Source organism: Brevundimonas pishanensis (assembly GCF_022750635.1).
In the GTDB taxonomy this organism is placed as follows: Bacteria; Pseudomonadota; Alphaproteobacteria; order Caulobacterales; family Caulobacteraceae; genus Brevundimonas; species Brevundimonas pishanensis.
The window spans coordinates 594,604-612,260 of the sequence record NZ_JAJKBG010000001.1; the positions used below are offsets into that span (position 1 = coordinate 594,604).

Genomic DNA, 17,657 nt, shown 5'->3' on the forward strand with positions numbered 1-17,657 from the left:
TTATCCCCCTTAACCGAAGGGGTTTCAACCCGCGCAGGTCTCACGCCGCACCGGCGATGTTAGTTCGTGTGTCTGTGTGGTGTTTCAGCGCCGCGCGTACAGCCTCCAGCAGCGCCTCGATGGCGACCATCGAAGAGGCGTGGCGGGCGGGATAGTCAGCGACCTGTTTCAAGATGCGCAGGCCTTCGAAACGGCCCTCGGGACCTTCGCCGCCGGATTTGAGCATGGTCAGCATGGCGTCGCGGGCGGCCTCGATCTCGGCCTCGGTCGCGCCGATCGCAGCCTCTCCGACCACACCGGCACCGGCCTGGCCCAAGGCGCAGGCTTTTACTTCCTGTGCGAACTCGGCGACGAGGCCATGATCATCAAGGATGACATCGACAATGGCTTTCGAGCCGCAAAGCTTTGCGACCTTTTCCCCGGTGCCTTGCGGCGCAGACAGCCGTCCTGCGTGCGGCAGGTTGGCCGCAAGCGATAGGATACGGGCGCTGTAGAGATCGTCGATCACGAGAAACTAGATAGGCCCTCAAGCCGCAAAAATGAAGCCGAACGGCATTAGCGTTTCGGCCAATCAGCGGTTCAGCGATTCCCAGCTACGGGTGGTGGTCGATGCGGGGGCGGCTTCCGGCGCAGGCGAGGCTGTCACACCGCGCATTTCCTGCGTCCGCTGTGCCAGCCATGCGAGGTTCTGGTCCACGACCTCGGGCGGCGCGTCGCGGCGCAGGATAGCCTCGGCCTCTGCAGTTTTGCCCTGGAGGCCCAGTGCCAGTGCCAGATTTTGCCTCACCTGCAACGAGGCCGTCGGCTGGGCGGCTGCACGGCGCAGATAGTGTTCGGCTTCGGCGAGGTTCCCCGCACCCATGCAGGCAATAGCGATGTTGGACAGGATTTCGGGTTGGTTTGGCGAAATCGCAAGGGCCGCATTCCATGCCGCATTGGCGTCCTCAGGGCGGCGCACCTGCTGATAGGCAACACCCAGCAGCGATAGCGGTCGCCAGTCTCGCGGTGCCTCGTCACGGGCACGCTCCAGCGCCTGAATACCGTAGAAGGCCTGACCTCGCGCGATGTGGGCGCGGCCGATTTCCAGCATCGCCTCGATATTGCGTGGCTGGGTCGTCAGGACGCCTTCAGCCGTCTCGGCAGCACGGTCATATTGGCCCAGCTCGCGCAGGGCCTGTGCCATTTTTACGCCCGCAACAGGGTCCATCGGATTGAGGGTATGCTCGTTGCTCCAGAACACCGAACGGCTGAGGGCGTCAGCGCGGTCATAGGCTGCGCGGGTGGCCGCATCAGCAGGCAGCCGGACGGCCGGTGCCTCGGCGGAGGGGGCGCTTTGGGCAATAGCGACGGATGCCATCGGCAGTCCGATCGTCAAGCTTAAGGTTGCAGCAAGGCAGCGTGTGCGCGACATGAATGTGTTCCGAGCGATCGTAACCCGATGTTGCGGCCCTCGACGCTAAGGTCAGGTTAATGCCCGTTAAGGGCGAAAGAGAACAACGATGACTGCCAAACCCCGTGACTTCTTGCAGCTTCCGACGGATCAGGCGCGCGTGGTGCGACTGGTCGATACCCAAACCGCGCTTACCGGTGCGGCGGCGACCTGGGCCAAGGTCAACGGCTTCAAGGGCAAGCCGGGGCAGTTGCTGCTGGTTCCGGGCAGCGATGGCGAGGTCGCCGAAGCTCTGTTTGGCGTGGCAAAGGACTTTGATCCTGCCGCCATTCGCAGTCTTGCAGGTCGCCTGCCGGACGGGGACTGGAAGATCGACAACCTACCGTCCGATAAGGCCGAGGTGGCAGCGATTGCCTTTGGCGTCGGCAGCTATGTGTTCGACCGCTACAAGTCCGCCGAGGGTAAGCCGCGCCCGCGGCTGGTCGCCCCCGAGGGTGTCGACGTTGCGGCTATCGAGCGGATCGTATCCGCCTGCCACCTGACCCGCGAGATGGTCGATACTCCTGCGCAGGACATGGGGCCGCTGCAACTGGAAACCATCGCGCGCGAAATCGCCGAGGAAAACGGCGCGACACTGAAGGTCACGATTGGCGACCAACTGCTTGAGGACAACTATCCTGCCGTTCACGCGGTGGGCCGTGCGGCGACCCCGCACCGTGCCCCGAGGGTCTTGGAAATCGGCTGGAACCTCGACAAGACCGACTGGCCTCTGGTGGCGTTGGTGGGCAAGGGTGTGGTGTTCGACACCGGCGGTCTGGACCTCAAGGCTGCAGCGGGCATGCGCAATATGAAAAAGGATATGGGCGGTGCGGCCCATGCCTTGTCGCTGGGCCGACTGGTTATGCAGTCGAGCTTGAAGGTGCGTCTGGTGGTACTGGTGGCCGCGGTGGAAAACGCCGTGTCCGGCGATGCCTTCCGTCCGGGCGATATCCTCAGCAGCCGCAAGGGACTGACGATCGAGATCGGCAATACCGATGCCGAAGGGCGGTTGATCCTTGCCGATGTGCTGGCCCGCGCCGGCGAGCACGAACCGGACCTGACGGTTGATTTCGCCACCCTGACCGGCGCGGCGCGTGTGGCGCTGGGGCCGGAGGTGCCTCCGCTCTACACCGCCGATGACGCTCTGGCCGAAGCTGTCGCGGCAGCCAGCCGCGCTGTGAGTGATCCGCTGTGGCGTATGCCGCTCTGGTCGGGCTATCGCGCATCACTGGATAGCGAGATCGCGGACCTGCGTAACGATAGCGCGGCATGGGCGCAGGCTGGTTCGGTGACGGCTGCTCTATTCTTGCAAAACTTCGCTCCCGCGACGGGTTCGTGGGCGCATATGGATGTGTTTGCGTGGAACCCGCGCAATCGCCCCGGTTTCCCTGAGGGGGGCGAGGCCCAGACGCTGCGGGCGTGGTTCCACTATCTGAGCGGTCGCTACGGGGCCTAAGGCATGATGGCGCGGCGGGCACAGTTGTTCGCCGCGTTAACATCCCTTTCGGAAAAGCAGGTGTAGGGTAGCCGTTCGTTATTCCCTTTAGCGTCCGTCGCGAGTGCGCGTTTGACCCTGATTCCAGAACTTATCCCCCCCGGCGAACGGCTGATGGGCGCGGACCTCGCCGAACAGGCGCTGGAAGGTCTGGCGCGGGCACCGCGCTATGCGGTGCCTGAGATGACTTCCTGCACCGTTCCGGTTGCGGACGTCCAAGCTGAAGACGGCCACCTGGCGTCGCAGCTGATTTACGGCGAAAATTTCGAGATTCTTTTCCGTCGCGGTGGTCGTGCTTTTGGCCGCAGCCGTCGTGACGGCGCTGTGGGCTGGGTCGTCGAGACGGCGCTGAAATCGGGTAATGCCACACCTGCCTATCGCGTGCGCTCACACGGCGGTCGCTATCCTTTCAATGCACTGGTGAGCGGTGCAGAGACGGATCTGGGCGATGCGGAGCTTACCGCCATCGCTGATTTCGACACTGATCTCGTGGCTGTGGCCCGTGGCTTCCTGGGTATGCCGGTAGCGGCAGGGGCTCGCGCCGAAACGGTTGATGGTGTCGGGCTGGTCCAACAGGTGCTGTTCGCATGCGGTCGCGCCGCGCCGCGTCGCCCCGTTGATTTGGCTGCGGTCGGGCGTGCTACCGATGCCGTTCAGTCTGGCGACATCATCGTCTGGGTATCGTCCGAAGACCCTGCCAAGGGCCACGCCGCAATCGCATCGGGCAAAGGCAATGCCATCCATGCCTGCGCCAACAGCGGCAAGGTGGTGGAGGCCGAGATAGCGGAAGTGATCCGTCAGGCCACAGAAGCCGGGCTAGGCACCCCGATTTATCGGCGCTCAGCCTTTTGAAAAGTTTCGCCTGATTTTACGGGCAAGAAAAAGGGGCGGCTCTGATCCAGAGCCGCCCCTTCTATTATGGTCGTGACCTTAAGCCTTAGGCGGCCGGTGCAACCGGTGCCGCTTGGGTGGTCGCAGCTGCGGCATCGGCCGGAGCGGCTTCACCGGTAGCCTCGGTGGCGGCAGCGCCTTCAGCGGGGGCTTCGCCCTCGGCCGGAGCTTCTGCACCCGGCTGACGTGCCGGATCCGGAGCCGGGATGCCCAGGCTCGAACCCTGCGCGCGCAGGTAGGCAATCAGGTTGATGCGGGTGGCTTCGTCGCGGATACCGGCGAACGACATCTTCGTGCCCGGGACATAACGGCCCGGTGCAGTCAGGAATTTGTCGATTTCGTCATAGCCCCAGGTCGGTGCCTCGGCCTTGTGCTTGGCCATGGCGTCCGAATAGGCGAAGCCAGCGGCGTGCATCACCGGACCGCCCAGAACACCGTACAGGTTCGGGCCGATACCGGCAGCACCACCGGAGTTGATGGTGTGGCAAGCCTGGCAGCGGGCAAAGGCAGCTTCACCGGCAGCCACATCGGCCGTCGGCAGCACCGTGCCCCAGTCGATCGGCAGGGCCGGCGCGTCGCCGCCTGCGGACTCTTCCGGAGCGTCCACGAAATAGCCCATCTTTTCCGGAGCCTTGGTGTGATACACCGCGCCCGAAACCTGTTGGACCACCAGGATCGCAAAGGCGGTGCCCAGGCACGCGCCCATAATCTTGTTGAACTTCAGATCGCCGCTCATGCGCGTCGTCGCATCCCGTATCTAGATGAGCCCCCCGCCCGCATTGCGGCGTTCAGGCGTATTCCTTACGTTGGCGTCTCTTACACGCTAGCGCGACCTTATCAACCTGTCCGACGACATTGTCGGGCGAAACTGGACTTCTTTCTAGCCATGACACCTCTGATTTTGATCCCCGCACGTTTGGCAGCGACCCGTTTGCCGAACAAACCGCTGGCGGACATCGGGGGCAAGCCGATGATCGTGAGGGCTTGGGAAGCTGCGGCAAAATCAGGGTTTAGGGTCGCTGTCGCGGCGGGCGATCCTGAAATCGTCGAGGCGGTAACGACCGCTGGCGGTGAAGCTGTGCTGACCGATCCGGCGCTTCCGAGCGGATCGGACCGTATCCGCGTGGCGGCTGATTTGCTGGACCCTGAACGCCTGCACGATGTTGTTATCAATGTGCAGGGCGATATGCCGTTCGCCTCGCCCGATCTGTCGAAAATCTGCGCAGATCTTCTGGCGCGTCAGCCCGAAGCGGACATTGTGACGTTGGTGGCAGCCGAAACCGACGCCAGCGAGCGGGCCAACCCCGACGTGGTCAAGGGCGTGGTCGCTCTGGATGCAGACGGTCGCTCGGGTCGTGCGCTCTATTTCACCCGCTCGGTGCTGTATGGCGATGCGCCCGTCTGGCACCACATCGGCATCTATGGTTACCGCCGTGAGGCCCTGACCCGCTTCTGCGCCGCACCGCCTTCTCCGCTGGAGAAGCGCGAAAAGCTGGAGCAGTTGCGCGCGTTGGAAATGGGCATGAACATCTGGACCGGGATCATCGACGAGGCCCCTGTCTCGGTCGATAACGCCGAAGATCTTGAAGCAGCACGTGCTGTGGCCCGAGCCATCGAGGGCTAGGCCCTAGTCCTCGCTGTAAGCCCAACTGCTGATCAGTTGGTGGGCAATGGCAAAGGGTGGCGGCGAAATCAGTTCGGGATGGCTGCCGTCCACCAGCGCTCGGGCTTCGGCCCGCGTCAGCCAGACGACAGATTCCAGTTCCGAATGGTCGGGCACCGCATCACAGCTATCGACCTCGGCAATAAGGCCCAGCATCAGTTGCGCAGGGAAGGGCCACGGCTGGCTGGAATGATAGGCGACTCCGACGACCTTCAGTCCGGCCTCTTCCTTCACTTCGCGGGCGCAAGCTTCCTCGACTGATTCGGCAGGCTCCACGAAACCGGCGAGGGCCGACATCCGTCCCTTCGGCCACTGGGGCTGACGGCCCAATAGGCAGATTGGCTCGTCTTTGCCCTTATAGACGGGCAGCATGATCACAACGGGATCGACGCGGGGAAAATGCTCGGTTCCGCAGGCGGGGCAGACGCGGCGCCATCCTCCAGATGCCTGTTCGGAGGGTTTGCCGCAGGCCGAGCAGAATCCGTGACGTCGACGCCAGTCGAACAAACCCTTCGCCTCACCGGCCATGGCCGCTTCGGTTGCGGGCAGAATGGCAGCGGCTTCGCGCAGTTCGATAAATCGGCCCATGTGCTCGCACGGACCCGTCGTCGGGTCGATCGAGCCTTCGAACTCGATGGCGAAGGCCGGAATGTCTTTCCAGAGGCCTAGAAACAGGTCGCGGTCCTTGACCAGATCGCAGGCGTGCTCGAACGACAACCAGACCAGTCGCTCGCCGTCTCCGTGCGGCTCCACGAGCGGTCGACCTTCCCACATGACGAGCGCGGTCGCCTGAGGGTGGCGACGCTGCGCGGCCATCCAGTCGTTGTCGTTGCGAAGATCCCCTGCGCGGTCGAGGGGATTACCGGAAAAGGTGTTTTGCAGAACCATGTCTGATTACATAGGCTGAGATTGCCGCGACAGGAATGGTGCATCGGCCCTTGATTTGCGCGGCATCTCACGTCATATCCCGTCTCGGAGATCGTGCGGGCGAAGGCTTCGCCAACCTGGTCAGGGCCGGAAGGCAGCAGCCACAACGAATTCACCTTCGGGTCGTGCGGTCTCCACCTTTCTCTAAAAATGTCCGCGCCCATACGGGTTTGTAGCGTCCAGCCTCGGCAGGGCGCTTTTTTGTTACCCGTCTTTGCGGTTGTGTCGGGAACTGACCTGCCACTGCGTTCGCTTCCCTTGTCTTGATCACCGTAAGGGATGGGAATCGAAATGAGCATTCTCGGTAATATTCTGGGCCGCGTTTTCAAAAAGAAGGACGCTCCCGCTGCCGCTCCGGCCAGCGGCACCGCTGCTGCACCTGCACCTGCACCGGAACCGACCGCCGCCGCGGTGGCACCGCAACCGGCTTCTATTCAGGACGTGGACGTTGCGGGCATTCTGGACTTCATGAACGACCAGCGCGATCAAAAGCTCAACTGGCGCACCTCCATCGTCGACCTGATGAAACTGGTCGGCATGGAAAGCTCGCTTTCGGAGCGTAAAGAGCTGGCTGACGAGTTGGGCTACACCGGCGACAAGTCGGACACGGCCTCGATGAACATCTGGCTGCACAAGCAGGTGATCCAGAAGATCCGCGACAACGGCGGCCAGCTGCCGAGCGATCTGTAAGATTCCTCACCTTGTCATGCGCGAAGGGGGTGCGAAAATCACCGCCTTCGCGCTATGACTTGAGGCATGAGCGATACCGATCACAACCTTGATGGTCCCCCATGGGACGTGGACGCCCCCGAAGAGGAGGCGCAAGAGCGTGATCCCAATACCTCCGACATGTTTGGCGCACCCGCCGAGCCGGCTCCCGAGCCGGCCGCCGCACCCGCGCCACCAGCGCCCCCTGCTGCCGAACCTGTAAAGCCTGCCGCCCCCGTTGCCCAAGAGGCTGAGGGCGAGGCCTATACGGTGCTGGCGCGCAAATACCGCCCGCGCACTTTCGAGGACCTGATCGGCCAGGAGGCCATGGTCCGCACCCTGACCAACGCCTTTGCCACGGGCCGTATCGCCCACGCCTTCATGCTGACGGGCGTTCGCGGGGTGGGTAAGACGACGACCGCCCGCCTGCTGGCACGTGCGCTCAACAACGAGACAGACGTCATCGACCGTCCCTCGCTGGAACTGACCGCCCATGGCCGCCACGATGCGGCGATCATGTCCGGTCAGCATATGGACGTGATCGAGATGGACGCCGCCTCCAACACGGGCGTTGGCGACATCCGCGAGCTGATCGAGAGCGTGCGCTACGCTCCGGTCGAGGCCCGCTATAAAGTTTACGTGCTCGACGAAGTTCACATGCTGTCGACAGCGGCGTTTAACGCCCTGCTGAAGACGCTGGAAGAGCCGCCGCCGCACGCCAAATTCATCTTCGCCACGACCGAAATCCGCAAGGTTCCGGTCACCATCCTGTCTCGGTGCCAGCGTTTCGACCTGCGCCGTGTGGAACCGGATGTGCTGTCGGGCCACCTTGGCCGCGTCGCCGAGCGCGAAGGCATGCGGATCGAGCAGGAGGCGCTGGCCTTGATTGCCCGCGCTGCCGAAGGTTCGGTGCGTGACGGCCTGTCGCTGCTTGATCAGGCGCTGGTTCAGGGCGAGCGCGGCGAGACCGTCGTCGCCGAGACCGTGCGCGACATGCTGGGTCTGGCTGACCGCACCCAGACGATTGCCCTGTTTGAATCCGTCATGGCGGGCCGCACCGCCGAGGCGCTGCAAAACTTCCGCACGCTTTATGGCTATGGGGCCGATCCGGTTCAGGTCACCAACGACCTGCTGGAGCATTGCCACGCGGCCTCTGTGTCCAAGATGCTCGGCCCGAACGCCACGCGCCTGCCTAATGATCAGGCGCAAAAGCTGGCGGCGCTGGGCGCAGCCATTTCGGCAGGCACCCTATCGCGGGCATGGTCCATGCTGTTGAAGGCGCTGGAAGAGGTGCGCCGCGCGCCTAATCCGGCCGATGCGGTTGAGATGGCCATTGTGCGTCTGGCTTATGCGGCCGACCTTCCGGGGCCGGAAGATGCGTTGAAAGCCATCCAGAGCGGCCAGATGCCGGGCGGGGCAGGTCCCCGTGGCGGCGGCTCTGGCGGTGGTGGCGGCGGCGGGGCTTCGGCCATGCTGCAACCCCAGCCGGTTCAAGCGCCGCAGCTGCCCAATCCGCAGACCTTCGAACAGGTCGTCGCCCTGATCGGCGAAAAGCGGGAGATCACGCTTCAGCTTGATGTCGAACGTTTCGTGCGTCCCGTCAGCTTCAAGCCCGGTGCCATCACCTATGAACCGGTCGATGGTGCCCCGTTCGATCTGGCCCGTCGCCTGTCGTCGCGCCTCAAGGAATGGACGGGCCGCACATGGCTCATCGCTGCCAATGGTCAGGGCGGCGGCGAGACCATGATCGAGAAGCACAACAAGGCCAAGGCCGCCCAGCGCGTGGCCGTCGAGACGGACCCGTTCATCGTCTCCCTGCTGAGCGCCTTCCCCGGTGCCGAAATCAAGGACATCCGTACTCTCGCGCCGTCGATCCAGACGCCGACAATTCCCGACGACGGCGAACCGGTCGAAGAAGACTGAACAGAAAAGGCCGCTCCCTGAGGAGCGGCCTTTTCTTTATGTGTGTGCGATCCGCTTACAGGATCTGGGCAGCCTGATCGAAGTCCAGACGCGGCGAGCGCGGGAACAGGTTTTCGTCGGTGCCATAGCCGATGTTCATGATGTAGTTCGGCTCAATATTCCCTTCCGGGAAGAACTCCTTCTTCACGCCCTCGGCGTCAAAGCCCGACATCGGACCCACGTCCAGACCCAGAGCGCGGGCGGCGATGGTGAGATAGCCACCTTGCAGCGACGAGTTACGGAAGGCGGCTTCCTTGCGGCCCTCTTCGGACGGGAACCAGTTCTTGGCGTCCGGTGCGTGCGGGAACAGCTGCGGCAGGGTTTCGTGGAAGTCCACGTCATAGCCGATGATGATGGTGACCGGAGCCTGACGGGTCTTGGCCTGGTTGCCTTCGCCCATGAGCGGGATCAGGCGGTCCTTGGCTTCATCCGACTGGACGAAGATCAGGCGGGCCGGCGTCATGTTGACGGCGGTCGGGCCGAACTTCATCAGGTCATAAAGCTGCTTCAGGGTCTCTTCGCTGACCTTGCGGTCGCTCCACGCGTTGCGGGTGCGGGCCTCGGTGAACAGTTGGGCGATGACCTGATCGGCGACCGGCAGGCTACGATCGTTTGCGTTATCATAGGCCAAGGCGGCCTCCATCAGCTAATTAAAACAACTGCTGTTGCAAATAGCGCGTTCATCGCGGGATGCAAGAGGTAGGAATAAAGTTTTTCGGACCCCCCTCCGCCCATCTGGGGACTGGAGGCGAGGGCCGGAACACCCTATCTAGAGGGTATGAAAGACCTTAACGCACTGATGCAACAGGCGCAGGCCATGCAGCAAAAACTGCAAGAGGCCCAAGCCAAGATGGCCGAATCCACTGCCGAGGGCACCTCGGGCGGTGGTCTGGTGACCGTGACCCTTAAAGGTCCGGGCGAAGTGACCGGCGTGAAAATCGACGACAGCCTGATGGCTCCGGGCGAGGGTGAAATCCTGTCTGACCTGATCGTCGCGGCTCATGCCGATGCCAAGCGCAAGCTGGACGAGATCAACAACGCCCTGATGCGCGAGGCCGCTGGCCCGATGGCCGGAATGAATATTCCGGGCATGCCGAAGCTGTTCTGATGGCCGCGACTGCAGGGCCTGAAATCGAGCGCCTCATCTCCCTTCTGGCCAAGTTGCCGGGGATGGGGCCGCGCTCGGCGCGCCGTGCTGCGCTGGCCCTGCTCAAGCGGCGCGAGCAACTGCTAGTGCCGCTGGCCGCCTCTCTGGCCGAAACGGCCGAGAAGGTCGTGAACTGCTCGGTCTGTTCTGCGCCCGATACGCGCAACCCTTGCGCCATCTGTTCGGACCAGAGCCGCGACAACGCCCTGATCTGTGTGGTCGAGGAAGCCGGTGCCCTGTGGGCGATGGAACGCTCGGGTGCCTTCCGTGGCAAATACCATGTGCTGGGCGGCTTGCTGTCGGCGCTCGATGGGGTTGGCCCTGACCAGATCCGTGTTGGCGAACTGATTGGCCGCGCCAAGGCAGGCGATGTTCGCGAAGTGGTGCTGGCCCTGCCTGCCACCGTCGATGGTCAGACGACCGCGCACTATCTGTCTGAAAAGCTGGCTGCGGCGGGCGTCGAGGTCACCAGTCTTGCACGCGGGGTGCCCGTTGGTGGCGAGTTGGACTGGCTCGACGACGGCACGATTGTGCAGGCTTTGCGGGCGCGTCGTCCCGCATAATCAAAATCTTGCGTCCGTATCTGACGCATAGCTGAGCCAATACTGGCCGGACGGGATTAAGAGGTCGGTCGATGATGGTAGAGATTCTTCTGAGCGTAGCGGTGGTGCTGGCGGCGGCTTCGGCTGTGCTGGCCTTCCTAGGCTTTTCGGCAGCGAAGCGGGCGGAGGCAGCAGCCTCTTCTGATGATCTGGCCGATCTGCTGGAGGCCGCGTTGCGCCGCGAACTGGGGCAGATGCGTCTGGAGTTCGACTCCAAATCCGCCACCCAGCGTCAGGAACTGGCGCAAGCCCTGGCTGCGAATGCGGGCCAGTTGGGCCAGCAACTTTCGGCCCTGACCACCAGCTTTGACACCCGCCTGACCGCCTTTGCCGAAATCCAGCAAAAGACCGGCTCTGATCTGGCCGAAACGCAAAGCAAGCGCCTATCCGAAACCAATCAGGCTGTGGCCAAGCTGTCGGAAGCTCTTCAGATCCAACAGAAGGAAGGCCGCGAGGTCATGGCGGCGGAACTGGAAAAAGTCCGCACCACGGTTGGTCAGAACCTCGAGACCCTGCGCAAGGACAACGAGGAAAAGCTCGAGAAGATGCGCGCCACCGTCGAGGAAAAGCTGCAAGGCACCCTCGAACAACGTCTGGGCGAAAGCTTCAAACAGGTCTCCGACCGGCTGGAAGCTGTGCACAAGGGTCTTGGCGAAATGCAGAGCCTCGCCAATGGCGTGGGCGATCTGAAACGCGTGCTGACCAATGTTAAAACGCGCGGCGGCTGGGGCGAAATGCAGCTGGGCGCTATCCTCGAAGAGATGCTGGCCCCCGAGCAATATGTCTCCAACACCCAGATTGATCCGGCATCCGGCCAGCGTGTCGAGTTTGCCGTACGCATGCCGGGGCAGGGTGAGGGCGAGGCGATCCTGCTGCCGATCGATGCCAAATTCCCGCACGAAGACTATGACCGCCTGCTCACGGCGCATGAACTGGGCGACCTGAACCAGATCGATTTGGCGGCCAAACAACTGGAACGCGCTGTCCGTATTCAGGCCAAGACCATCTCGGACAGCTATATCAAGCCGCCGTACTCCACTGATTTCGCCATCATGTATCTGCCGACCGAGGGCCTTTATGCCGAAGTCGCGCGTCGCCCCGGTCTGATCCGCGAAATCCAGAGCCAGCACCGCGTGATGGTGGCAGGCCCGTCGAACCTCGCGGCCTTCCTCAACTCGCTGCAGATGGGCTTCCGCACCCTGGCGATCCAGAAACGCTCCAGCGAAGTCTGGCAGGTTCTGGGCGCGGCCAAGGCCGAGTTCCAGAAGTATGGCGATGTCTGGGACAAGCTGGGCAAACAGCTGGATACGGCCCGCAAGACCGTGGACGAGGCAGGCAAACGCACCCGCGCTGTCGAGCGTCGTCTTCGCGGGGTTGAAGTTTTGGATGCGCCTGTCGCGGCTGCACTTCTCGATGCACCGGACGTCGAGGATATGCCCGACGTCTAGCTCTCCAAAATCATCCCCTCAACTTGATGACAAGGGTGCTTGACAGGCCCTGAAGTTGGCTTGTAAAGTCTCCTTGTCATCAGTTGAGGGGCATTATGATTAGTCGCCTGTTTTCCACTCCCAAAGGTCGCGTCATCAGCGTTATCGTCTTTCTGATCATCACTATGGTCAGCGGCGGCGTTGTAGGTTTCCTGCAAGGTTATGCAGAGGCGTCCGGTCAGACCTCTGTCGTTGAAGGCCGAAGCTTCGTCTGGATCATCGGTGCGATTGCCGTAGTGCTTGCCGCTGCCAGCTTCGCCTATGGTGCCTATTGGATGAAATCCATCGATGAGGCGGCGCAAGAAGCCCACAAATGGTCGTGGTACTGGGGCGGCTCTGCCGGTCTAGGCGTCGGCGTGGTTGCTCTGCTTCTCTCGATGGCACCTGCGTCCGAGAACTGGAGCGTTCCCACGCTTGATGGCCGCACCGACCCTGTAGCCTATGCTGCCAGCGGTGCGTTTGGCCTCATGGTCGTGCTGCTCATCGGCTATGGCATAGCGTGGGCTTGGTGGTGGTTTAGCCGCCGATAGGAGCCCTCAGTGAACAATCGTCTCAAAGTGCTCCGCGCAGAGCGTGACTGGTCTCAAGCCCATCTAGCGCAGGAGCTTGGCGTCTCTCGCCAGACTGTGAATGCGCTCGAGACGGGCAAATATGACCCGTCCCTGCCACTCGCGTTCAAAATTGCGCGTCTGTTCGAGATGCGCATCGAAGACATCTTTATCGATGAAGCGGCCTGACGCCGGCTCGTCCCAACTAGAACCCCAGAGGAAATGCCCATGTTGAAGTCCACCCGCCGTCTCTTCGCATCCGCTGCCGCCATCGGTGCCCTGTTCCTGGCACCCGCCGCGTTTGCACAACAGGCACCGGCCGTTCTTGATCCTATCCCGCAGGCCGCAGGTCAGGGGCCTGCGATCTGGGTGATCCGTGACGAAGATTCGACCCTTTATCTGTTTGGCAGTTTCCACCTGCTTCGCCCGACCACGGGCTGGAGCACGCCTCAGGTCGAACAGGCATTCGCCTCGGCCGACGAGATCTGGCTGGAGCTAACGGACATTGACGACGCTACCCAAGCCCAACAGTTGATGATGCAGCACGGTCTGTCGCCCGACCGTCCGCTGTCCAGCCTGCTCACCGCAGAGGATATCGCCGCGCTGGACCAAGCCGCTTCCAAGATGGGTGCGACCGCCGCAGCGTTCGACCCGATGCGCCCGTGGCTGGTGTCAATGCAACTGGCGTTGGTCCAGATGGTCGCTAACGGCTTTGACCCCAATGCGGGTGTCGAGAAAATTCTGATGGCGCGCGCCGCAGCACTTGGCAAACCGCTCAAGGGCTTCGAGAGCATGAAGGAGCAGATCGAACTGATGGCGGGCATGTCCGAAGAAGGACAGGTTGAAATGCTCCGGGCAGGCCTCAAGGACCTGAACGAGACGCCGGAAGAGGTTGAAAAGCTGGTGCAGGCTTGGTCGACCGGCAATGTCGCCTACATCGATCAGGACATGGTCCAAAAGATGAAGACCCAGTCCCCCGAGGCCTACGACATCATGTTGACGCGCCGTAACGCCAACTGGACCCGCCAGATCAAGCAACTGCTCGAGGGCTCCGGTACGGCCTTTATCGCCGTGGGCGCGGCTCACCTTGCCGGTGCCGACAGCGTCCAGTCGATGCTGGCCGCCGAAGGCATCCAATCCGAGCGTCTGCCCAACTAAGTCCCTGTCGCAGCGCGCAGATTTCAAGGCCCGGCCATTGCGCCGGGCCTTTTCATTTGAAACGCCGCTGCTATGTTCGCCAAATCAAGCGGCAGCATCGCCAGCCGCCGGGCGGGTATAGTTCAGAGGTAGAACGTCAGCTTCCCAAGCTGAATGTCAGGGGTTCGATTCCCCTTACCCGCTCCAATATCCTCGACCGTCTAGCTCCGCGCTTCTCTGAAACACGATGTTGCGGGCTTTGACATTGCGATGTCTCGCCTTTGTCATGGTTTTCCGTTAGAGGAAGCCATGACAGATAAGATGACCCCCAAGGCGGTAATCGACCGCCTCGAAACCCTCTACAATCAATCGGTGGCCAACCTTCGCGATGCGGTGAAGGTCTTTTTGGAAACCGGCGAACGTGCAGACCCCGAAGCCCGCGCTAACGGCCTGTTCTCCTATCCGCGAGTGACGGTGAGCTGGTACGGCGAGAAGCCCGAGAACCTTGAGACGCGCGCCTTTGGCCGCCTTTCGCGTCCGGGCACATACACCACCACGATCACGCGCCCTGACCTGTTCCGCAACTATCTGTTGGAACAGCTGACCCTGCTGGCCGACGAATATGACGCGACCTTCGAGGTCGGCCCGTCGGATCAGGAAATCCCGTTCCCCTACGTACTGGATGGTTCGGGTGTGGTGCTGGACAGCTCGATGACCGCGGCGATTGCCCGCTGGTTCCCGACCACGGATCTGGCCCACATCGGCGACGAGATTTCGGACGGTCTGTTCGATCTCGACAAGGATTTCCCGCTGTCGCAGTTCGATGGCCTGCGCACGGACTTCTCGCTGGCCCGCCTGCGTCACTACACCGGCACGCCGGTGGAGTCGGTACAAAGCTATATCCTGTTCACCAACTACAACCGCTATGTGGACGAGTTCGTGCGCTGGGCAGCTTCGGAGTTGCAAAAGCCGGACAGCCCCTACGATAGCCTGACCTGCTCCGGCGGTGTGGTTGTGACCAAGGACACCCCGAACCCCGAAGCGGCGGTGATGGACTCGGCCTGGCGCAAGCATCAGATGCCGGCCTATCACCTGACGCGTCCGGACGGTCAGGGCATCACCCTGGTCAACATCGGTGTCGGCCCGTCGAACGCCAAGACGATCTGCGATCACCTGGCCGTCATGCGCCCGCACGTCTGGATGATGATCGGTCACTGCGGCGGCCTGCGTGGCAGCCAGACCATCGGCGACTATGTGCTGGCCCACGCCTATCTGCGTGACGACCACGTGCTGGATGCCGTGCTTCCGGCCGACATTCCCGTGCCGTCGATCGCAGAGGTGCAACGCGCCCTGTACGATGCGACCAAGCTGGTCTCGGGCGCGCCGGGTGAAGAGGTGAAGAAGCGCCTGCGCACCGGCACGGTCGTGACGACCGACGACCGGAACTGGGAGCTTCGCTATTCCAAGTCGGCCCTGCGCTTTAACCAGAGCCGCGCGGTCGCCATCGACATGGAAAGCGCCACCATCGCGGCTCAGGGCTATCGCTTCCGCGTTCCCTACGGCACGCTGCTATGCGTTTCGGACAAGCCGCTGCACGGGGAGATCAAGCTGCCGGGTCAGGCCAACCGCTTCTATGAAGGTGCGATTTCCGAACACCTGCAGATCGGTATTCAAGCCGTTGATCTGCTGCGGGCCGAGGGCGCTGCCCTTCACTCGCGCAAGCTGCGAGCGTTCGACGAGCCGCCGTTCCGTTGATTGCGGGACCTTGGCTGGACAGTATCTGGGCCGCTCCGAAAGGGGCGGCCTTTTTGCTGGACTAAACCTGATCGGAACGGCGTTATAAAAAGTACTTTACAACACAAAGTAGATTAGAGATAAGAGGGCAACACGAAGGAAACCCGCCCATGTCCCAGGAACCGCTCGCCGATATCCATGGTGATATCGCCTATATGAAATCCCTTGCCGCCGAGGGGCGCGATGCCCCCGTGCTGGTCGGACCTATTCTGGTTGCCGCCGCGCTTTGGTTCGGAGCCGCTACGGTCGGACAATGGCTGATCGCGCTGGGCAAAATCCCGCTGTCGGGCTGGGGCGTGATGTGGATGTGGGTCGGCGCGGGCATAGGCTTTGCCGCTCTGCTCTATGTCCTAATCCGCCGCATCGACGCCAAGTCGGGTAGCAAGACCAAGGACAATACCGCCATCGGAGCCGCTTGGTCGGCGTGCGGCTATACGATTTTCGGCCTGTGGCTGGTGTTGATGGCCTTTGCGCTATCGACGGGCAACTGGTCGGTCATGGCCCTGATGCCTGCCATCGTGATGATTGCGTATGGAGCCGCATGGCTAATCGCAGGGCAGGTCGCCCGGCGCGGTTGGATGATGCTGACGGGTCTGGTCAGTTTTGCGGGCGCGGCAGCCTTGGGCTGGTTCGCCTTCACCCACTGGACCTACGCCATCTATCTGGTGCTGCTGGTTCTGGTCGCTTTGGCCCCGGGCCTGCATCTGATGAAGCTGGCCGCGCGTTCGAGGGGCTGAGATGTCGGAGCCAAAGCACGATGCGTTCGACATCAACCGCATCGACGAAGTCATCCACGGACGCATCCGGCTGGGCATCATGGCCTATCTGTCCGGTGCCGAAGTGGCCGACTTCGCAGAGTTGAAGACCCGCCTTGGCACGACAGACGGAAACCTTTCCGTCCATCTGCGCAAGCTTGAGGAAGCCGGCTTTGTCGAGGTCGAGAAGACCTTTCAGGGTCGCAAACCTCTGACCCGCGCCAAGCTGAGCGCGCAGGGGCGCGAGGCCTTCATCACCTATCTTGACCAGATTTCCGCTCTGGTGGCCCAACGCTAGGTGGAATGGTGACGTAATCAGGTTATGGAAGGCGGTCATGAGCGACCGCCTTCTGCCATTTGAAGCCATCGAAAACTTCCGCGACTTCGGGGGCTATGCCACGCCGTCAGGGACGGTGCGGCGGGGCGTGCTCTACCGCTCCGGCCAGTTGGCCCGCGCGACCGATGCGGACATTGCGCGCTTGGGTGATCTGGGGTTGGGCCATGTGGTGGACCTGCGCCGCTCCAGCGAGCGCGCCAAACAGCCCGACCGTCTGCCGCAAGGATGGGCGGGCCGTATGGTCACGACCGATCTGGGCGGCGAGGGCGAGGCCCCGCATATCCAGTTTCTCAAGACCCAGCCACTGACCGAGGATTCCGGCCGTCGCTATATGGGGCAGACCTATGAGCGCATGCCGTTCGAGCCGTCGCATGTGGCGCTGTTTCGCGACTACTTCGATGCGCTGGCTTCGTCGAACGAGGCTGTGCTGGTCCACTGCGCGGCGGGCAAGGATCGCACGGGACTTCTGGTCGCTCTGACGCACAGTCTGATGGGCGTTCACGATGTTGACCTGATGGCCGACTATCTGGCCACCAATGCCGCCGTGGACCTTGAAGGCCGCGCCGAAGAATTCGGACGCGCGCTGCAGAAATGGACAGGCAAACCGGTATCGCATGGTGCAGTGGTCGCCTTCCTCGGTGTAGAGCCAGATTTCCTGCACCGCGCTATCAAGGCCATGGAGCACCAACACGGCTCGCTGGAGGGTTACCTCGCGGCTGTTCTGGGCGTGGACACGGCCAAGCGCGACGCGATTATCTCGAGGTTGAACCGTTAG

The 17,657-nt window shown here is 62.5% G+C and carries 20 protein-coding genes, 1 tRNA gene and 1 other RNA gene; 17 read left to right on the forward strand and 5 right to left on the reverse strand.

Features of this window, described 5'->3' with window-relative positions:
- Positions 1-40: 40 nt before the first annotated feature.
- Both LOX95_RS02850 and LOX95_RS02855 read right to left on the reverse strand, forming a co-directional pair.
- A complete protein-coding gene (locus LOX95_RS02850) occupies positions 41-508 on the reverse strand; it encodes an iron-sulfur cluster assembly scaffold protein (RefSeq protein WP_242912893.1) in 468 nt (155 codons plus the stop codon).
- A 63-nt stretch (positions 509-571) separates the two neighbouring features.
- Positions 572-1,357 (reverse strand): tetratricopeptide repeat protein, encoded by a 786-nt coding sequence (locus LOX95_RS02855; RefSeq protein WP_242912894.1) that lies wholly within the window; start codon positions 1,355-1,357, stop codon positions 572-574.
- Between the two features lie 142 nt (positions 1,358-1,499).
- On the opposite strand from LOX95_RS02855, the gene LOX95_RS02860 reads away from it, so the two are divergent.
- Positions 1,500-2,885: a leucyl aminopeptidase family protein gene (locus LOX95_RS02860; RefSeq protein ID WP_242912896.1), complete on the forward strand. Its 1,386-nt coding sequence runs from the start codon at positions 1,500-1,502 to the stop codon at positions 2,883-2,885.
- Between the two features lie 153 nt (positions 2,886-3,038).
- Positions 3,039-3,776, forward strand: a complete 738-nt coding sequence (locus LOX95_RS02865) for an NlpC/P60 family protein (RefSeq protein ID WP_242912897.1) — start codon at positions 3,039-3,041, stop codon at positions 3,774-3,776.
- Positions 3,777-3,861: 85 nt separating this feature from the next.
- Here the strand turns inward: LOX95_RS02865 and LOX95_RS02870 are convergent, their stop codons facing one another.
- Entirely contained in the window at positions 3,862-4,551 is a 690-nt protein-coding gene (locus LOX95_RS02870) for a c-type cytochrome (RefSeq protein WP_242912900.1), read from the reverse strand.
- Between the two features lie 150 nt (positions 4,552-4,701).
- Here LOX95_RS02870 and LOX95_RS02875 point away from each other — a divergent pair, with 150 nt between their 5' ends.
- Complete coding sequence (locus LOX95_RS02875; RefSeq protein WP_242912901.1) at positions 4,702-5,439, forward strand: 3-deoxy-manno-octulosonate cytidylyltransferase; 738 nt, start codon at positions 4,702-4,704, stop codon at positions 5,437-5,439.
- A 3-nt stretch (positions 5,440-5,442) separates the two neighbouring features.
- Here the strand turns inward: LOX95_RS02875 and nudC are convergent, their stop codons facing one another.
- Complete coding sequence (gene nudC / locus LOX95_RS02880; protein WP_242912902.1) at positions 5,443-6,366, reverse strand: NAD(+) diphosphatase; 924 nt, start codon at positions 6,364-6,366, stop codon at positions 5,443-5,445.
- Between the two features lie 84 nt (positions 6,367-6,450).
- Between nudC and ffs the strand changes: the two genes are divergently transcribed.
- From ffs to LOX95_RS02895, 3 genes are all read left to right on the forward strand, one after another.
- Positions 6,451-6,546: signal recognition particle sRNA small type (gene ffs / locus LOX95_RS02885), an RNA gene on the forward strand.
- Between the two features lie 150 nt (positions 6,547-6,696).
- Positions 6,697-7,095, forward strand: coding sequence for a DUF3597 domain-containing protein (locus tag LOX95_RS02890; protein WP_242912903.1), 399 nt, complete (start codon positions 6,697-6,699; stop codon positions 7,093-7,095).
- A 66-nt stretch (positions 7,096-7,161) separates the two neighbouring features.
- Positions 7,162-9,036: a DNA polymerase III subunit gamma/tau gene (locus LOX95_RS02895; RefSeq protein ID WP_242912904.1), complete on the forward strand. Its 1,875-nt coding sequence runs from the start codon at positions 7,162-7,164 to the stop codon at positions 9,034-9,036.
- A gap of 55 nt (positions 9,037-9,091) precedes the next feature.
- On the opposite strand, the gene LOX95_RS02900 is transcribed toward LOX95_RS02895, so the two are convergent.
- On the reverse strand, positions 9,092-9,718 hold the full coding sequence (locus tag LOX95_RS02900) for a malonic semialdehyde reductase (RefSeq protein ID WP_427846562.1): 627 nt from the start codon (positions 9,716-9,718) through the stop codon (positions 9,092-9,094).
- A 135-nt stretch (positions 9,719-9,853) separates the two neighbouring features.
- Here LOX95_RS02900 and LOX95_RS02905 point away from each other — a divergent pair, with 135 nt between their 5' ends.
- The 11 genes from LOX95_RS02905 (at position 9,854) to LOX95_RS02955 (ending at position 17,657) form a co-directional block, all read left to right on the forward strand.
- Complete coding sequence (locus tag LOX95_RS02905; RefSeq protein WP_242912910.1) at positions 9,854-10,183, forward strand: YbaB/EbfC family nucleoid-associated protein; 330 nt, start codon at positions 9,854-9,856, stop codon at positions 10,181-10,183.
- The gene (gene recR, locus LOX95_RS02910) at positions 10,183-10,785 is read left to right on the forward strand and encodes a recombination mediator RecR (RefSeq protein ID WP_242912911.1); all 603 of its coding nucleotides are present in this window, start codon (positions 10,183-10,185) and stop codon (positions 10,783-10,785) included. The genes LOX95_RS02905 and recR overlap by 1 nt, the downstream gene beginning before the upstream one ends.
- Before the next feature lie 71 nt (positions 10,786-10,856).
- On the forward strand, positions 10,857-12,272 hold the full coding sequence (locus LOX95_RS02915) for a DNA recombination protein RmuC (protein WP_242912912.1): 1,416 nt from the start codon (positions 10,857-10,859) through the stop codon (positions 12,270-12,272).
- Between the two features lie 95 nt (positions 12,273-12,367).
- Positions 12,368-12,841 (forward strand): hypothetical protein, encoded by a 474-nt coding sequence (locus tag LOX95_RS02920; protein WP_242912913.1) that lies wholly within the window; start codon positions 12,368-12,370, stop codon positions 12,839-12,841.
- A 9-nt stretch (positions 12,842-12,850) separates the two neighbouring features.
- Positions 12,851-13,048 carry a helix-turn-helix transcriptional regulator gene (locus LOX95_RS02925; RefSeq protein WP_242912914.1) on the forward strand — a complete coding sequence of 66 codons (198 nt, stop codon included), beginning with the start codon at positions 12,851-12,853 and terminating at the stop codon, positions 13,046-13,048.
- 39 nt (positions 13,049-13,087) lie between these two features.
- Positions 13,088-14,017: a TraB/GumN family protein gene (locus LOX95_RS02930; RefSeq protein ID WP_242912915.1), complete on the forward strand. Its 930-nt coding sequence runs from the start codon at positions 13,088-13,090 to the stop codon at positions 14,015-14,017.
- Between the two features lie 111 nt (positions 14,018-14,128).
- A tRNA-Gly gene (locus LOX95_RS02935) sits at positions 14,129-14,203 on the forward strand.
- Between the two features lie 102 nt (positions 14,204-14,305).
- Positions 14,306-15,751, forward strand: coding sequence for an AMP nucleosidase (locus tag LOX95_RS02940; protein ID WP_242912916.1), 1,446 nt, complete (start codon positions 14,306-14,308; stop codon positions 15,749-15,751).
- Positions 15,752-15,900: 149 nt separating this feature from the next.
- Positions 15,901-16,527 (forward strand): hypothetical protein, encoded by a 627-nt coding sequence (locus tag LOX95_RS02945; protein ID WP_242912918.1) that lies wholly within the window; start codon positions 15,901-15,903, stop codon positions 16,525-16,527.
- 1 nt (position 16,528) lies between these two features.
- Positions 16,529-16,843, forward strand: coding sequence for a winged helix-turn-helix domain-containing protein (locus LOX95_RS02950; protein WP_242912920.1), 315 nt, complete (start codon positions 16,529-16,531; stop codon positions 16,841-16,843).
- 37 nt (positions 16,844-16,880) lie between these two features.
- Entirely contained in the window at positions 16,881-17,657 is a 777-nt protein-coding gene (locus LOX95_RS02955) for a tyrosine-protein phosphatase (protein ID WP_242912922.1), read from the forward strand.

What these genes read in the sequence shown, in the direction of transcription:
- LOX95_RS02860 (WP_242912896.1), top strand. Translation starts at nt 1,500, where the DNA reads ATGACTGCCAAACCCCGTGACTTCTTGCAGCTTCCGACGGATCAGGCG.
- LOX95_RS02890 (WP_242912903.1), top strand. Translation starts at nt 6,697, where the DNA reads ATGAGCATTCTCGGTAATATTCTGGGCCGCGTTTTCAAAAAGAAGGAC.
- LOX95_RS02950 (WP_242912920.1), top strand. Translation starts at nt 16,529, where the DNA reads ATGTCGGAGCCAAAGCACGATGCGTTCGACATCAACCGCATCGACGAA.
- LOX95_RS02920 (WP_242912913.1), top strand. Translation starts at nt 12,368, where the DNA reads ATGATTAGTCGCCTGTTTTCCACTCCCAAAGGTCGCGTCATCAGCGTT.
- LOX95_RS02955 (WP_242912922.1), top strand. Translation starts at nt 16,881, where the DNA reads ATGAGCGACCGCCTTCTGCCATTTGAAGCCATCGAAAACTTCCGCGAC.
- LOX95_RS02875 (WP_242912901.1), top strand. Translation starts at nt 4,702, where the DNA reads ATGACACCTCTGATTTTGATCCCCGCACGTTTGGCAGCGACCCGTTTG.
- LOX95_RS02930 (WP_242912915.1), top strand. Translation starts at nt 13,088, where the DNA reads ATGTTGAAGTCCACCCGCCGTCTCTTCGCATCCGCTGCCGCCATCGGT.
- LOX95_RS02915 (WP_242912912.1), top strand. Translation starts at nt 10,857, where the DNA reads ATGATGGTAGAGATTCTTCTGAGCGTAGCGGTGGTGCTGGCGGCGGCT.
- LOX95_RS02900 (WP_427846562.1), bottom strand. Translation starts at nt 9,718, where the DNA reads ATGGAGGCCGCCTTGGCCTATGATAACGCAAACGATCGTAGCCTGCCG.
- LOX95_RS02865 (WP_242912897.1), top strand. Translation starts at nt 3,039, where the DNA reads ATGGGCGCGGACCTCGCCGAACAGGCGCTGGAAGGTCTGGCGCGGGCA.
- LOX95_RS02870 (WP_242912900.1), bottom strand. Translation starts at nt 4,551, where the DNA reads ATGAGCGGCGATCTGAAGTTCAACAAGATTATGGGCGCGTGCCTGGGC.
- LOX95_RS02905 (WP_242912910.1), top strand. Translation starts at nt 9,854, where the DNA reads ATGAAAGACCTTAACGCACTGATGCAACAGGCGCAGGCCATGCAGCAA.
- recR (WP_242912911.1), top strand. Translation starts at nt 10,183, where the DNA reads ATGGCCGCGACTGCAGGGCCTGAAATCGAGCGCCTCATCTCCCTTCTG.
- nudC (WP_242912902.1), bottom strand. Translation starts at nt 6,366, where the DNA reads ATGGTTCTGCAAAACACCTTTTCCGGTAATCCCCTCGACCGCGCAGGG.
- LOX95_RS02855 (WP_242912894.1), bottom strand. Translation starts at nt 1,357, where the DNA reads ATGGCATCCGTCGCTATTGCCCAAAGCGCCCCCTCCGCCGAGGCACCG.
- LOX95_RS02895 (WP_242912904.1), top strand. Translation starts at nt 7,162, where the DNA reads ATGAGCGATACCGATCACAACCTTGATGGTCCCCCATGGGACGTGGAC.
- LOX95_RS02940 (WP_242912916.1), top strand. Translation starts at nt 14,306, where the DNA reads ATGACAGATAAGATGACCCCCAAGGCGGTAATCGACCGCCTCGAAACC.
- LOX95_RS02945 (WP_242912918.1), top strand. Translation starts at nt 15,901, where the DNA reads ATGTCCCAGGAACCGCTCGCCGATATCCATGGTGATATCGCCTATATG.